This is a genomic window from Streptomyces indicus (assembly GCF_900100315.1).
GTDB classification, from domain to species: domain Bacteria; phylum Actinomycetota; class Actinomycetes; order Streptomycetales; family Streptomycetaceae; genus Streptomyces; species Streptomyces indicus.
In genome coordinates, this window is the sequence record NZ_FNFF01000009.1 from 290801 (window position 1) to 305756 (window position 14956).

Here is a 14956-nt window from a genome sequence, read left to right on the forward strand (position 1 = left end):
GCGGGTTCGATTCCCGTCGCCCGCTCTGCATGGCGAAGGCCCAGGTCGGAGGAGGTTCTCCTCCGACCTGGGCCTTCGCCGTTCGCAGGGGTGGCGTCAGTTCGTCGGGGCCGGGGGCGGTGGCTTGCTGGGCTTCGGGGCCTTGTGAAGGGGGGCCTCGGGGGCGTCCACGTCGATGCTGAAGACCGCGCGGGTGCCGTACGGGATGTAGAGGGCGTCGCCGTGGAGGTGGGCGGTGGGGCCTGTGTCCGAGCCGGGGGTGCCCGCGTCGGCCGGGGCGCCGCGGGACCAGGCGAAGGTGCCGTCAGTGCGGTTCAGGGCCGAGACGCGGCCGCCCGGCGAGACGACGTAGACGTGGGTGGCCGAGGTGGTGGCGGGGCCGGGCTGGTCGAGGCGGGCGTCGCCCCGCCAGAGGCGACGGCCGGTGTCCGGGGAGACGGCGTCGATCCTGCCGTTGGGGTGGGAGAAGTAGAGGCCGTGGGGTGTCAGTTGGGCCACGGCCTCGGAGGACTGCGGTGGGTTCAAGGTGACGGGGGCCACCGCCGGATCGTCGGCGGAGGACGTGCCGGCTCTGGGCAGGCGCCCGGGATCGACCGCGAGCAGGCGGTCGACTGCCGTGTCGTCGGACATGCCCAGGAGCAGTGCCCTGCCCCGGTGTTCGCCGAGCCAGGCGAAGTACCCGGAACCCAGGTCGGTCCAGGTGACCCGGCCCGTGCCCTGGTCGATGAGGCCGATGCGGTAGCGCTCGGATTCCTCGTCCGAGCACATGAGGTAGGCCGCACCTGCGGCCGCGTGCAGGGAGCAGTACTGCCGCGCGGGAAGCGGCCGGCTCCAGCGGGGTTCGCCGGTGCGCAGGTCCAGGAGTGTGTACGAGCCGCCGTTCCTGCCGGTGACGGCGACGAGGCCGTCGCGCAGCAGGGCCGCTCCCCCGGCGTCGGGGCTCGGCGGAGTGACGATGAAGTCGTCGCCGTGACCGGCCTGTTGCTGCCAGCGGGGCCGGCCCGTCGCGGTGTCCAGGGCCAGGATCCGGAAGTGCACGGTGGAGGAGACCTCGCCGTTCTTCTCCTTCGGCTCGTCCGCGTTGGTGTAGACGAAGGCGGTAGTGCCGCGGACGCCGATCAGCGACCCCTCGTCGCCGCTGAAGTCGTCGGGCGTCGGGTCCACCGGGAGCTGCCAGCCGGCCCTGCCGTCCGCGAGGGCGAACTGTGCTGCCGCGAGGTCGCTGCCCGCGCAGACGAGGGCGCGGCCGCCGTCGGCCGCGCAGCCGGCGAAGGGCGTCCCGCTGCCGCCGGCCAGGCGTGACTGCCACGGCCGATATCCGGCCGGCAGTTCGGAGGCCTGGTCGGCGGGGGGATTTCCGTCGTCGCTCCGGAGCGTTCGTACGAGGAAGAAGCCGGCCACGACGGCGAGGGCCACGGCGAATACGCCGAGCACGGCCGCCGGGGAGAGGCGGCGGGACGGGGTGCGGTGGGGCAACGCGGTCGCGGGGGCGGCCCGGCGCAGGTCCGTGGTCGGGGTGTCGGACGGGTCTTCCGGACGGGGTGCGGCGGACTTGCCGGGGGCCGCTTCGGGGAGCGGGAGTTCGCCGCGCAGGAGGGCGAGGAGTTCGGCGGGGGTCGGGCGTTCCTTCGGGGACTTGTCCAGGCAGCGCTCGACGACGGGGCGTAACTCGGCCGGGACGCCGTCGAGTTGGGGCGTGCCCTCGACCACCCGGATCGCCGTCTCGTACGGGCTGTCGCCGTCGAAGGGGCCGCGGCCCGTGGCGGCGTACACGAGGACCGAGCCGAGCAAGAAGACGTCCGCGGGCGGGCCGACCTCGCGCGGGTCGGCGAGCTGTTCCGGGGACATGTAGGGCGGGGTGCCCATGACGCGGCCGGTGTCCGTGAGCGGCTGGCCGTCGTGGAAGGTGGCAGCGCGCGAGATGCCGAAGTCGATGACGCGCGGGCCGTCCTCGGCCAGCATCACGTTGGCCGGCTTGAGGTCGCGGTGGACCACGTCGGCGCGGTGCAGTTCGCGCAGCGCCTCGGCGAGCCCCGTGGCGAGTTCGCGCAGCCGGTCCACGGGCAGCGGCCCGTGCTTGCGGACGTGACCGCCCAGGTTCTCGCCGGGGATGTACAGCGTGGCCATCCACGGCCGGTCGGCCTCCGGGTCCGCGTCGACCACCGGCGCCGTGAAGGCGCCGCTGACCCGCCGCGCGGCCGCGAGTTCGCGGCGGAAGCGGACGCGGAACTCCTCGTCGTCGGCGTAGTGCGCGTGCACCACTTTCACGGCGAGCGGTCGCCCCGAGGCGGTGCGCGCCCGGTAGACGACGCCCATGCCGCCGGAACCGAGCCGCTCCTCGACGACGTAGCCGCCTATCTCCCGTGGATCAGCGTCACGCAGTTCCATACGCGGTGCGCCGCCCCCTCGTCGCCACCGGTACGGCACATCCGGTAACCAGTCCGCCCCGATATGACCGTGAATGCGCACATTGCATGGCGGTGAACGGCGCGATCTGCGTGGACCGCACGCCTAGAACTGGATGTCGTTCAACGTGCGGGCTATCGAGTCCAGGAAGCGTTGGATGTCGTCGGCCATTCCCGTGGACGCGAGGAAGAAGCCGAAGAGGACCGCGACGACCGCCGGGCCCGCCTTGAGCGAACCCCCGCGGATCAACACCACAAGGATGATCGCCAACACGAGCACCGCTGAAAGCGAGAAGACCACAACTGATCACACCCTAGGTCGGTCCGCACTACCGCCCGGAGGCACGCGCCCGCACACCCCCGCCAGAACCATCGTGCCACCAACGGGCCCTCCGTATGCGGCGGGTGACGCATCGTCGGCCACTGCTTTCGCGACCCCGCGCCGCCCCGCTCCCTCGCGGCACACCCCGCGCACGCCGGCGGCACGGCGCCGGAGCGGAGGCGGCAGTAGGGCCGTGCGGCGGCGGCGAACACACACCGGATCCTCACGCGACGGTCACGCGTACGAATTTCCCGGGCACATGCCGCACGCAATTCGGCTTGATCGTTGCCCTGCACACGCGTCGTGTTCGCAGGGAATTCGAATTGTTGCGGCGCGCACAGCAGTTGAAGGGTGCAGGCCGGATCCGTGTGCGCATTCACACCGTACGAGCGGAAGACAGTAGGCGGGTAAAGGGTAAGAAAACAGGCATTTCCCCGGTGTCGGCTGCGGATGTTATGCCCAGATATAGGGGGACAGATGAGGGCATAGGGTGTCGAGAGGTAGGTCACTATTTCGTGCCGGGATCTCTAAGTCGACTTACCCGTAAGCGAGATACTGGCCACGCATGGCGCTCATCACGCAGCTAATTCACCGGAAGGGTTTTACGGATTCAGGACGCCGCGGCTAGGGTGCCTCAGATGTTCCACGCTGCCACTACCCCCGAAGGCGCAGTGCGGTCACAGCACCGGACCCCGCTCCCCCCGACCCGGGAACCGGCATCCGGTGTGCCGAGTCCGCGCCCCCCGCAGAGCGCCCAGGACCGTCCCCCCACGACGGCAGGTGAGAAGAAGCCCGGCAAACAGCGCGACGCGTTCTTCGACAACGCGAAGTATCTGGCGATCGTCCTCGTCGCGATGGGGCACTCCTGGGAGCCCCTCACCGACGGCAGCCGCGCGGCCGAAGCGCTGTACATGGTCGTGTACACCTTCCACATGCCGGCCTTCATCGTGATCTCCGGCTACTTCTCGCGCAGCTTCGACATGCGCCCGGACCGGCTGCGCCGCCTGATGACGGGCGTGGTGGTGCCGTATGTGGTCTTCGAGGTCGCGTACAGCCTGTTCAAGCGGTGGGCGGACGACTCCCCGGACCATCCGATCAGCCTGCTCGACCCGTGGTACCTGACGTGGTTCCTGATCGCGCTGTTCGTCTGGCGGATGACCACTCCCCTGTGGAAGATGATCCGCTGGCCGATCCCCGTGGCACTCGGCATCGCGGTGCTCGCCTCCGTCTCGCCCGACATCGGTGACGATCTGGACATGCAGCGGGTGCTGCAGTTCCTGCCGTTCTTCGTGATCGGGCTCTTCCTCCGGCCGGAGCACTTCCAGCTGGTGCGGCGCCGTGAGGTGCGGATCCTGTCCGTGCCGGTGTTCGCCGCGGCTGTGGCGCTCGCCTACTGGGCGGCTCCGCGGATGACCTCGTCGTGGTTCTACCACCGCGACAGCGCCCAGGAGCTCGGCGCCCCGTGGTGGTCCGGCGTCGTCATGACGCTGGCGCTGCTCGCCTGCTCGCTGGTGCTGACGGCCTGCTTCCTGTCCTGGGTGCCTCGGCGCCACATGTGGTTCACGGTGCTCGGCGCGGGCACGCTCTACGGCTACCTGCTGCACGGCTTCCTGACGAAGGGCTCCAACTTCTGGGGCTGGTTCGACACCTACGCGTGGCTGCACACGCCGCTGGGCCAGATCTTCGTGACCGTGGTCGCGGCCGTGGTGGTGACGCTGCTCTGCACGCCGCCGGTGCAGCGGGCGCTGCGGTTCGCCATGGAGCCCAAGATGACCTGGGCGTTCAAGCGGGATGCGGCGGAGGTGGCGCGGGAGCGGTCGAAGGCCGGGTGACGGGGGCGTTGTCGGTTACGGAAAGGGCGCCCACGATCCGTTCGTGGGCGCCCTTTCCGTGCGCAGCAGAGGCGTTCTTCCCGTACGTACGACGGGAGTTCACTCCCCCTTGAGGTGCCGCATCAGCTTCTCGAAGTCCGTCCAGCCGGTGAGGTCCGAGGGGTCGCCCGGGAGCGGGTAGTACAGGGCGGGGCGGGTCTTGGGGCCGAGTTCGACGGGGGCGGTGCCGAGCGGGGTGCGGCGGGCGCGGTCGCCCGGCATGGCGCGTACCTCGTCGGCGCCGAGCGCGAAGCCCGCGGGGACGGCCGGCGCCTCGAAGTGCGGCGGCACGGCGAGGTCGCGGCGGGCCTTGCGGATCTGGACGAGCAGCGACTGGAGCCGGTGGCGGGTGGCCAGGGTCTCGGCGAGCGCGGGAAGCGCGTCGAGCGGGGGCCGCTCCTCGGCTCCGTATCCCGCGATGACGGTGATGTCCTCCTCGACTCCCGCCTTCGTACGGTTGACGCGCAGGGTCGCGAAGAGGTGCTCGCCGACCGCGTACAGGAGCGTGGGCTCGGGGGCCCGCTCGTGGGCGAGGTCCGTCAACTGGCGCAGGGACCAAGGGAGGTTGACGGGCTCCGCGGTGCCCCAGCCGGCCGGCGGAGCGCTGCGCAGGGCCTCGCAGACGGATTCGAGCGCGCCGCCGAGCACGAGGCGGTCGTCGGCGGGGTGGACGGTGCGGAACTGGAGGGTGAGCTGACGCTCGCCGGTGTCGCTGACATCCTTGAACACTGCGGGCACAGGCGTCGTGCCATCCTCACCGGGCACCGGCTGGAACAGCCCGCCCTGCCAGGCGAGCACCGCGCCGGACAGCCCGTCGTAGTAGCCGCACTCCTCGTCGCGTACGACCCAGCGCGAGGGCCAGCCGTCGAGCGCGGCGCGTACGGCCGGGGTGAGACGGGCGTCGGGCGGCGTCACGATCTGGAGGCCGATGCCCGCCTGCGCCGCCGCGCTCACCGCGGTGGACAGCCAGGCCGTCATGGCGACGACGGGGCGGTCCTGGATGACGACCGCGGCCTTGTCGGTGAGCACGTCGACCGCGCCGCCCGCACCCTCCGAAGTCGCGTGTACGCCCTCGGACTTGACGACATCCAGGGTGCGGGCGGCCTCCGGCGGCCAGACCGCGCCGCCGGCGAGCGAGGCGATACGGGAGACGTAGCCGGCGGCGAGCTGTTCGGCCTCCGCGACGCCGGTGGTGGCGCGGGCCTCGCTCCACCAGTACGGGAGGGCCGGCTCGCGCACCCCGAGCAGCCGCGCGGCCTCGCCGGGGACCTGGACCAGGAGCGGCGCCTCGACGGACACCAGGGGCCGTCCCTGCTCGTCGCACAGCTGCACCACGGCGCCGTCACCGTCCGCTTGGACCAGCTTGTCGGGGCCGCCGGCGAGCAGGCCCGCGAGGATGCTCAGCGGGTCGGGCATCTGCTCGGTGAGGGCGATGACGTCCTTGGTCATGAGTCGTCTCTCTGGGGGGTCACGAGTCGTTTCTCTGGTGGGTCACGAGCCGTCGCTCTGGTGGGTCATGAGTCGTCTCGCTGGTGGGTCACGAGCCGTCGCTCTGGTGGGTCACGAGTCGTCTCGCTGGTGGGTCACGAGCCGTCGCTCTGGTGGCTCTTGGCTGGATTGTCAGTGGGTGTCGATAGCCTGGACGGGCTGGCGCGGCCCCCGGGCGGGAGGGGACTGTCCAGCATCCGAGGTGTTCTGGCCCCGGATGCCCGAGGCGTACGCACCCCGCCCGCCCGAAGCACCCTCACCCCGCATGCACCGTCTGGATCAGCCGCGAAGCCTCTCCCCTGCGTACGAACACCCCGCGTCCGGTGGGCTGTTGGGAGGCGTACACGCCGGGGAAGAGCTGGCCCTCGCTGCGGTCGCCGGCCATGACGAGCGCCGACGAGCCGGACTCGCGCAGCCCCTGCACCATCGGCTCGTACAGGCCGCGTGAGGCGCCCGCGACGCGGCGGGTCAGGACGAAGTGCAGGCCGATGTCGGCGGCCGAGGGGATGTACGGCAGGAAGGGTGCGAGCGGCTGCTGGCCCGCGGTCGTCAGGACGTCGTAGTCGTCGACGAGCACCACGATGCGCGGGCCCGAGCCCCAGCTGCCCGGCTCCAGGTCCTCGCTGTCCTGGGCGTCGTCCGGCATGCGCTTCTCGAGCTCGGTGGCGATGCCCGCCGAGAGTCCGGCGGCGAGCTTGGCGTTGTACGCGTAGCCGCCGCGGTACTCCTCGGGGATCGCGCCGCGCAGCCCGCGCCGCGGATCGTAGACGGCGAAGACGAGTTCGTCCTCGCTGTAGCGCTCCATGAGCCCTTCGGCGACGACCTTCAGGAGGTTCGTCTTGCCGCACTCGCTGTCGCCCATCACGAGCAGGTGCTGGTCGTGGTGGAAGAGGTCGAGCAGGACCGGCTTGAGCGCGGACTGGTCGAGCGCGATCGGCACGCGCCGCGGCTCGGCGGCCGGGCCGGGGAGCAGCTCCTTCTCCAGGACGTGCGGCAACACCCGTACGGGCTGGGCGACTTCGCCGGTCCAGGTGGCCCGGACCGTGCGGGCGGTGCGTTCCAGGACCGCGCCGAGCTCCGCGGTGTCGGCGGAGGAGTCCGTACGGGGCAGGGCGACCTGCGCGAACAGCTTGCCGTCGGTGAGGACGCGGCCCGGCTCGTCCGGCGAGAGGGTCTCGGAGAGCTTGCGGTCGATGCTGGACTCGGTCGGGTCGTTGAGCCGCAGCTCGACCCGGGTGCCGAAGGTGGTCTGGGTGGCGATGCGCACGTCGTTCCAGCGGAGCATGCCCGCCACCACGTGGATGCCGTAGCCGCCGCCGCGCTTGAGCAGGTCTGTGACGGCATCGTCGAGGTTCTCGAAGTCGTCGCGCAGGGCGCCGAAGCCGTCGATGAGCAACACGATCTCGGTGGAGGCGAGTTCGGGCAGCCGCCCGGCCGCGCGCAGGTCGCGCAGCTGCTCGACCGAGTCGATGCCGTGCGCGCGGAACAGCTCCTCGCGCTGCTCCAGCATCGAGCGCACCTCGTCGACGGTGCGGGCAGCCCGCTCGCGGTCGGCGCGGCCCGCGACCCCGCCCACGTGCGGCAGGCCGGTGAGCGCCTGGAGGCCGCCGCCCACCAGGTCCAGGCCGTAGATGCCGACTTCCTGCGGCGTGTGGGTCAGGGCCAGGGAGAGGGCGAGGGAGCGGAGCAGGGTGGTCTTGCCGGACTGCGGGCCGCCGATGACCGCCGCGTGACCGCCCGCGACGGTGAGGTCCAGGATCCACTGGCCCTGCCACTGCTTGGTGGGGTCGTCGAGGAGACCGAGCGGCACCCGCAGCGGGCCCTGGCGGCCCCGCAGCTGCGTACCGCGCGCGCCGACCTCCACCGGTCCTGCCACCTTGTCGAGGGCGACCGCTTCCGGGAGCGGGGGCAGCCAGATCTGGCGCACGGGGTCGGTGGGCGCGTTCTCCAACTGGGAGACCAGGACGCCGAGTTCGGTGGGTCCGGTCTCGCGGCGGCGCATCTGCGGTTCGGCGGGGCCCGCGGCCGCGTCGGGTTCGGCGAGGGTGTTGTACGCGTCGTAGGCGAGGGCGAGCGGGCCGGTGTCCTCCTCGTCGCGGGCGACGGGTCCGCGGTAGGCGCCGGAGACGTACGAGGCCTTGAACCGCTCGTAGACCGACATGTCGACCTTCAGATAGCCGAAGCCGGGCAGCGGCGGCAGGTGGAAGGCGTCGGTGGTGTCGAGCACGGTCCGCGACTCGTCGGCGGAGAAGGTGCGCAGGCCCAGGCGGTACGAGAGGTACGTGTCCAGGCCCTTGAGCTTGCCGCCCTCGATGCGCTGCGAGGACAGCAGCAGGTGGACGCCGATGGAACGGCCGATGCGGCCGATGGAGAGGAACAGGTCGATGAAGTCCGGCTTGGCGGTGAGGAGTTCGCCGAACTCGTCGATGACGACGAACAGGTGCGGCAGCGGGTCGAGGTCGGGGCGCTTGGAGGCGCGCAGGGCGGCGTAGTCGCCGATGTCCGCGACGTTGCCCGCGTCCTTGAGCACCTGCTGGCGGCGCTTGACCTCGCCGGCGAGTGAGGCGTGCACGCGCTCGACCAGGCCGGCCTGGTTCTCCAGGTTGGTGATGACGCCGGCCACGTGCGGGAGGTTCGCGAAGGGGGCGAAGGTGGCGCCGCCCTTGTAGTCGACGAGCACGAGGGAGAGGTCCTCGGGCGGGTGCGTGGCGACGAGCGCGAGCACGAGCGTACGCAGCAGCTCGGACTTGCCGGAGCCGGTCGCGCCCACGCACAGGCCGTGCGGGCCCATGCCCAGTTCGGAGGACTCCTTGAGGTCGAGCAGGACGGGCTCGTGGTTGTCGCCGATGCCGATGGGGACGCGCAGGAAGGCGCGTTCGCCGCGCGGCGCCCAGAGCCGCTCCAGGTCGAGCCGGGCCACGTCCTCGATGCCGAGCAGCTCGGCGAAGTCCACAGGTCCCGACAGGGGTGCGTCGGCCATGGACTCGGCGGAGAGCCTGAGCGGCGCGAGCATTCGCGCGATGCCCTCGGCGCCCGGCACGGTCACCTCGTCCACGGTGCCATGCGCGCTGATCGGCTCGGCCTCGCGCAGGTCCTCGATGACCACGCGGTCGCCGTCGACGGTGATACGGACCGACACCTGGCCGGGCTCCTGCACGCGCTCGGCGAGCAGGTGCAGCACGGTCACGCCCATGTCGCGCAGGCCCACCGCCTCGTCGGGGCGCGGGAGTTCGGCCGCGTCCTCGCCGTAGCCGTCCGAGACGACCAGCAGGCGCGAGGACATGGCGAGGGCGTTGCGGTCGGACAGGCCGCGGCGGACCTCGGCCGCGTAGGAGGCGCGGCGGCGCAGCTCGGGGGCGATCTGGCGGGCGAGTTGGGAGGGGGAAGGAGCGATGCGGCGGGCGGCGACCGGACCGTCGAACTGCTCGCTGTCGAGCAGGTGCGGCAGCCACTTCGCCCACTCCCAGTCCGGCATCCGCTCCCCCGGCACCGCGAGCGCCATCGCCACGTCGTCGGGGGCGTGGGTGGCGGCGGCCTGCACGAGCAGGGCGCGGGCCACGCGCAGGGTGTCCTCGCGCGGGCCGACCACGCTGATGTTGCCGACGCGGTCCAGCGGGACGGTGAGCGGGAGTTCGGTGCCGGTGCGGAAGCGGTCCATGAGCGCGGACGCCTCGTTGAGCATGAACTTGTCCGGCGGCGTGAGCACGGAGGAGCCCTGCTGCTGGATCTTGAGGTCGCGTACCGGCATCTCGCCCGTGCCGACCCGTACCCGCAGGAAGTCGCCGTCCATCCGGCGCCGCTCCCACAGCCGTGCCGGGTCGCGCACGATGTCGTACAGCGCCGACGGCGGCGGGTTGAGGATGCCCGCGCGCTCGCGGCGCTGCTTCTCCTCGCCGGAGAGCTCCTCGCGCAGCTCCTCCAGGTATTCGAGGTAGGCCTCGCGCTGGGTGCGGCGGGTGCGGCTCGCCTTGCCCTTCTGCGAGAAGACCAGGACGACCGAGCCGATGATGGTGACGATCAGGATGAGCGCGCCGATCGCGGCGAACGCGCCGTTGCTGCGCAGCACCGTCATCATCACGACCGAGGACATCACACCCGCGACCGGGAGCAGCGAGGTCGCGATGTTGCCGCCCTTGCCGTCGGGCAGGTTCGGCGGCGCCTCGATGGTGCGGGCCTCGGGCGCGGCGGCGGGCCGCGTGGTGCGGGCCGGGCGGTGGATCAGTCGGGTGCTCATCGGGTGCTCATCGGCTTCTCGTCTGCTTCGTCGGCTTCGTCGGCTTCGTCGGCTTCGTCGGCTTCTTCTCGTACGACGGCTCAGCGGCGCTTCTGGGACAGCTGGAACACCTCGGCGGCGAGCCGGGTCGCCGCCGTCCTCGTCGGGTGGGCGAGCAGTTCGGTGCGGATCGCGCCGCCGGAGGCCAAGTGCCGGTCGTAGGGCAGGACTTGGACGGCCGCGCCGGTGGCCTTCAGCTTCTCGGTGGCCTTCGCCAGGTCGAGCCCGCCGTGCGGCACCTGCTCGGTGAGCACGACGACGGTGCCCTCGATCATGTGCCGGGGCAGGCCCTGCATCCACGTGAGGACGGAGTACGTGGACGTGACGCCCTCGAGCGTGGCGGGCGCGACCAGGATGCGGGCCTGGGCGGCGGACAGGGCGGTGCGGGCCACCTCGGCGGGCAGTGTCTCGCAGTCCACGACGGTGATCCCGAAGTAGCGGCGCAGCGAGACCATGACCTTCTCGTACGCCTTCAGGTCCAGCATCGCGCCGATCTGGCCCTGGCTGCCGGGCAGCAGCCAGGCGTTGTCGGGCAGTTGGACGAGGTAGCCGGTCACGTCGAGCAGGGACATCTGCGGGACGACGATCGAGGCGAGGTCGCCGGTGGTCCAGCGCAGGGCCTCGGCGCCCACGCGCAACGGCAGCGTGCCGAGCGCGGGGTCGGCTTCGACGAGGAGCACCGGGTCGTGGCGGTAGTGCGCGTAGGTGGTGCCGAGCAGCGCGGCCACCGTGGACTTGCCGGCGCCGCCGCGGATGGAGGTGACGGCGATCTGGCGGCCGGTGGTAACGGGGGCCTGGAGCAGTTCGCCGAGCCGCTTGGCGTCGGCGACCTCCTTCGCCGCGGACGAGGACACGGTCCTGCGGACGGCGCGCAGGGCCCGGGTCGCGAAGGGCTCGCCGTGCCGGGGCTTGCGCCGCGCGGCGGCGAGCTCGCGGTCGAGCACCTGCCAGGAGTCGGGGGTGTGGGCAGGGCCCTGGGTGTACGGGGAGCGGGCCTCGTTGTGGGGAGGGTGGGGGTGCTGGTGGGGCAGGGGGTGGGGCTGGGCGGGTGGCTGGGCCTGGGCTTGGGCAAGTGGCTGAGCCACTGAGCCATGGGCCGGTGGCTGGGCCTGAGCAGGTGGCTGGGCCACACCCTGCGCAGGTGGCTGAGCCACCGGGCCACGGGCAGGCGGCTGGGCCTGAGCCTGGGCGGGCGGCTGAGCCACACCCTGCGCGAGTGGCTGAGCCACTTCCGGGGCAAGTGGCTGAGCCACCGACGGCTGAGGCGGCGCCACCGGCGGCTGGGACTGCGCCGTCGAAGGCTGAGGCTGGGACGGCGGAGGCGATTGCGGCTGCTGGGGAGCGGACGGCGCCCGGCCCTCCGTACCCCTCAGGTCGCGCAGCACATCGCCCTGCCAGTTGCCGCCGCCGTTCGGCGTCTCCGTGCTCACTTCCCTATGCCCCGTTCCCCTAGGAGTCCCTGCCGTGCGCTCACTGTCCGCACCGCCTTCGCCGCCTTCGTCGCCCTCACTGCCGTCAGCGCTCTCAGAACTTGTTCAGCAGCTGCCCGTACACACCGAACGCGCCCACCGCGAGCGGGAACAGCCCGATCACGCCGATGGACTCGATCAGATCGGCGATCCTGCGCAGCCGGACCACCACATGCTCGGGCGGCTGCACGGCGAGCACCAGGAGCGGCAGTAGGGCGGCCCCGCACAGCACGGCCAGCGGGCCGATCCCGTCGGCGTGCTGCATCCACAGGATCACGAGGCGCACGACGAGGAAGCCGGCCGCCGCGAACAGCGCCACGACCTCGGCGACCAGCGGGAACGCCCTGGCCCGCGACAGCAGCACCACGGCGGTGAGCGAGGCGAGCAGCACGGTCCACACCGTGGGCTCGGCCGCGGTCAGCAGGACACCGGCGGCGGCGGCCGACAGGGCGGTGACGATGGTGGCGAGGGCGAGCCCGCGGTGGGTGGCGGCGAGCGCGCCGGCCACCTGGTGCCGGCTGACCGAGGCGCCGCCCGACCTGCGGTCGTCGAGGCCGGTGAGCCCGGAGGCCATCAGCGCGAGCCGGGGCAGCATGCCGAGCAGGATCACGGAGACCACGGCCATCACGGCGCCGAGCCGCGCGGGGTCGTCCTGGAGTGCGGCGACGCATTCCCAGATCAGCGTGAACGCGCCGGTCGCAGCCGCCCCGATCAGCCCGCCGCGGCCGAGCGGTGAGAAGAAGCCGAGCAGCAGCTGGGTGAGGACGAGTGCGCCGCCCACCGCCGCGGTGCGGACCTCGCCGGACCAGGCGTGTGCGTCGGCCGCGGTCCAGGCGGCCAGCAGGCCGAGGACTCCCGAGGTGAGCAGGAGTGCGGTGGCGAGGCCCCGGTTGCCGCTGCCGATCTTCGCCACGAGCGCGCCGGCGGCGGCCAGGACGAGGGTGGCGACCAGGAGCGCGGTCGCGACGGACGCCAGGTCGAACTCGGCGCGGGCGAGCAGGGCCGTGATCACGGTGAAGACGACGGTGGCGACTCCGGCGCTCGCCCTGCGGGCCGCGGGGCGCCAGCGCCAGGCGCGCAGATCGAGGTCGTCGGCCACCTCGTCGGTGACGTCGTGCACGACGGGGGCCGGGGGCGCCGCGTGCGCCCGTACGAGACGGAGTACCGCGCCGTCGGCGACCTCGGCGGAGGAGAGGGTGCTCTCGTGCGGCAGGACGGAGCCGTCGGAGGTGATCAACTGCCGGGTCATGGGCCGGGCGGCGGCCCGGTCGTCGAGCAACTGGAGGATGTCGGGCAGCAGTTGCCCTATGGGCGTGTCCGACGGCAGGACGATGTCCGCACGCCGGCGCTCACCGACGAGGGTCACTCGGCTGAGTTGCGCTCGGGAACTCGTTGCAGTGCTCACCACTTACCGGAACCTATCATCGCGAAGTCGAGGCGGACGGTGGGTTGTTGGTGCCGTATTGCCCGAAATGCCCGGTCGGCCAGGTCGGCTCGACGACCTCGTGACCGACCAGCTTCTCCTGCTTCTGCTCCTGCTTGCGCTGCTCTTCCTTCTGCTTCTCCATCATGTTCTGCACGAAGGACCAGCCCACGCAGCCCGCGCAGATCACGGCCGCGATGGCGATGCCCGCGAAGACCTTGCCGAGCCGCTCGTCGGCGGTGCGGCGGGCGCGCTGCGCGCCGAAGAGGAGGGCGTCGCGCAGCCGCCGCCGGCGTACCGACACCGACTCCAGCAACTGGCTGTCGTAATCCCGCGCCATGTCCCGTGGCCGTCCCTGTGCCTATCGCTTCCGCTTGCCGTGCATCCCGAACGCGCTGCGCGTCCTGTGCGCCCTACGCGTCCTCGGTGAGACCGAGGAGCTGCCGCATCCGCGCGTACTTGCGCGCGAGCCGCTCCTGGGTTGCCGGGTCGAGTACGGCCCTGCGCTCCGGATCGGAATTGTGCGCAAGATCGGCCGCCTTGACGAGACGGGCGCCCGGGGTCGCGAGGATACGCGCCGCGTACGCCTCCGCTTCCTCGCCCTCCCTTTTGGTGAGGGCGAGCACGATGGCCTTGGTGGCGGGCGTGAGGGCGGCCCGCTCGAGCCACTCCTCGCTGAGCGCGTGGTCCTCGATCGCGTCGTGCAGCCAGGCCGCGGCGATCTGCTCGTCGCTGCCGCCCCGGGCACGGGTGCCTTCGGCCACGGCCTGCAGGTGCTCGACGTAGGGCCGCCCGGCCTTGTCGGTCTGCGTGGCGTGGGCACGGCGCGCGACGGCCTCGACCTCGTCGAGACGCATCGGCTGCGGCGGCGACTGCGGCGACTTCTGCTCGTACGACATGACGCTCCCCCTCGGCTTTGCCTCCGCAACATAAGGCATGAGGGAAGGGGAGGTACAGCTCGCGCCGGGGCGGGTGGGGTGGGTCACGCCGCGGCCCGGCGCCCGCCGCACCGCGCCCCGGCGGCCGCGCGGCTGCTATTCGGCGAGCGGATCGCCGAAGAAGACCCCGGAGATGATCACGAAGGCGATCCAGAGCACCGGGAGGAGTCCGACATACGACAGCGGACGCCTGTGGAGCGGCACACCGGCCGGCACCTGGGGGCCGTGCTGCCCGGGCACCGGCGGCTGCAACGCCTTGACCTTGCGCCGGGCGAAGAGGTTCCACAGCAGGGTGAACGGCGTGAAGAAGACCAGCGAGAACGGGCTCCACCAGCCCTGCCACAGCGTCTTGCCGGTCGTCTCGCGGTAGACGGCCTCGCCGCAGGCGGCACACATGAGGCCGTCGAACTTCTGGAAGCGCATGAGGATGAGCAGGCCCTGATGGGCACGGAACGTGACGTTCGCAACGGGTGCGCCGCCGCAGAAACGGCAACCGGCGTGTGCGGCCTGCTGGTTGGGGTGGCCCCACTGCTGGTGCCCCCACTGCGGATGTCCTTGGGCGGGGACGCCCTGCTGGGGGTGCGCGGGCTGCTGCGGAGGGGGAGCCGCCTGTGCGTACGGGTTCGGGCCCTGCTGCGCGTACGGATTCTGCTGCATCGGCTGCTGCTGCGGTGGCGTGGTCACCGGGGTCCCCCTGGTTGGTGCGTGGTGGTGCGCGGCCGGCCTGAGCGGATGCCTGCTGCCGCTTGATCGTTCGCAGGGGCATG

The 14956-nt window shown here is 72.0% G+C and carries 10 protein-coding genes; 1 reads left to right on the forward strand and 9 read right to left on the reverse strand.

Going from position 1 to position 14956, the window contains the following annotated elements; translation table 11 throughout:
• Positions 1 to 96: 96 nt before the first annotated feature.
• Positions 97 to 2388: a protein kinase domain-containing protein gene (locus tag BLT97_RS23055; RefSeq protein ID WP_093613163.1), complete on the reverse strand. Its 2292-nt coding sequence runs from the start codon at positions 2386 to 2388 to the stop codon at positions 97 to 99.
• A gap of 123 nt (positions 2389 to 2511) precedes the next feature.
• On the reverse strand, positions 2512 to 2706 hold the full coding sequence (locus BLT97_RS23060; RefSeq protein WP_093613165.1) for a hypothetical protein: 195 nt from the start codon (positions 2704 to 2706) through the stop codon (positions 2512 to 2514).
• A 746-nt stretch (positions 2707 to 3452) separates the two neighbouring features.
• On the opposite strand from BLT97_RS23060, the gene BLT97_RS23065 reads away from it, so the two are divergent.
• Positions 3453 to 4559: an acyltransferase family protein gene (locus tag BLT97_RS23065; RefSeq protein ID WP_245769489.1), complete on the forward strand. Its 1107-nt coding sequence runs from the start codon at positions 3453 to 3455 to the stop codon at positions 4557 to 4559.
• A 99-nt stretch (positions 4560 to 4658) separates the two neighbouring features.
• On the opposite strand, the gene BLT97_RS23070 is transcribed toward BLT97_RS23065, so the two are convergent.
• From BLT97_RS23070 to BLT97_RS23100, 7 genes are all read right to left on the reverse strand, one after another.
• Positions 4659 to 6047 (reverse strand): DUF6177 family protein, encoded by a 1389-nt coding sequence (locus tag BLT97_RS23070; RefSeq protein WP_093613169.1) that lies wholly within the window; start codon positions 6045 to 6047, stop codon positions 4659 to 4661.
• A gap of 295 nt (positions 6048 to 6342) precedes the next feature.
• The gene (gene eccCa / locus BLT97_RS23075; protein WP_093613171.1) at positions 6343 to 10320 is read right to left on the reverse strand and encodes a type VII secretion protein EccCa; all 3978 of its coding nucleotides are present in this window, start codon (positions 10318 to 10320) and stop codon (positions 6343 to 6345) included.
• A gap of 80 nt (positions 10321 to 10400) precedes the next feature.
• Complete coding sequence (locus BLT97_RS23080; protein ID WP_245769490.1) at positions 10401 to 11444, reverse strand: MinD/ParA family ATP-binding protein; 1044 nt, start codon at positions 11442 to 11444, stop codon at positions 10401 to 10403.
• Positions 11445 to 11883: 439 nt separating this feature from the next.
• Positions 11884 to 13236, reverse strand: coding sequence for a type VII secretion integral membrane protein EccD (gene eccD, locus BLT97_RS23085; RefSeq protein ID WP_093613175.1), 1353 nt, complete (start codon positions 13234 to 13236; stop codon positions 11884 to 11886).
• 13 nt (positions 13237 to 13249) lie between these two features.
• A complete protein-coding gene (locus BLT97_RS23090) occupies positions 13250 to 13591 on the reverse strand; it encodes a hypothetical protein (protein WP_245769491.1) in 342 nt (113 codons plus the stop codon).
• A gap of 73 nt (positions 13592 to 13664) precedes the next feature.
• Complete coding sequence (locus BLT97_RS23095) at positions 13665 to 14150, reverse strand: HD domain-containing protein (protein WP_093613177.1); 486 nt, start codon at positions 14148 to 14150, stop codon at positions 13665 to 13667.
• 135 nt (positions 14151 to 14285) lie between these two features.
• Positions 14286 to 14873 carry a hypothetical protein gene (locus BLT97_RS23100; RefSeq protein WP_245769492.1) on the reverse strand — a complete coding sequence of 196 codons (588 nt, stop codon included), beginning with the start codon at positions 14871 to 14873 and terminating at the stop codon, positions 14286 to 14288.
• Positions 14874 to 14956 lie beyond the last annotated feature (83 nt).

Excerpts from the sequence above, each read along its gene's own strand:
- BLT97_RS23090 (WP_245769491.1), bottom strand. The coding sequence starts at position 13,591 with ATGGCGCGGGATTACGACAGCCAGTTGCTGGAGTCGGTGTCGGTACGC.
- BLT97_RS23055 (WP_093613163.1), bottom strand. The coding sequence starts at position 2,388 with ATGGAACTGCGTGACGCTGATCCACGGGAGATAGGCGGCTACGTCGTC.
- BLT97_RS23070 (WP_093613169.1), bottom strand. The coding sequence starts at position 6,047 with ATGACCAAGGACGTCATCGCCCTCACCGAGCAGATGCCCGACCCGCTG.
- BLT97_RS23095 (WP_093613177.1), bottom strand. The coding sequence starts at position 14,150 with ATGTCGTACGAGCAGAAGTCGCCGCAGTCGCCGCCGCAGCCGATGCGT.
- eccCa (WP_093613171.1), bottom strand. The coding sequence starts at position 10,320 with ATGAGCACCCGACTGATCCACCGCCCGGCCCGCACCACGCGGCCCGCC.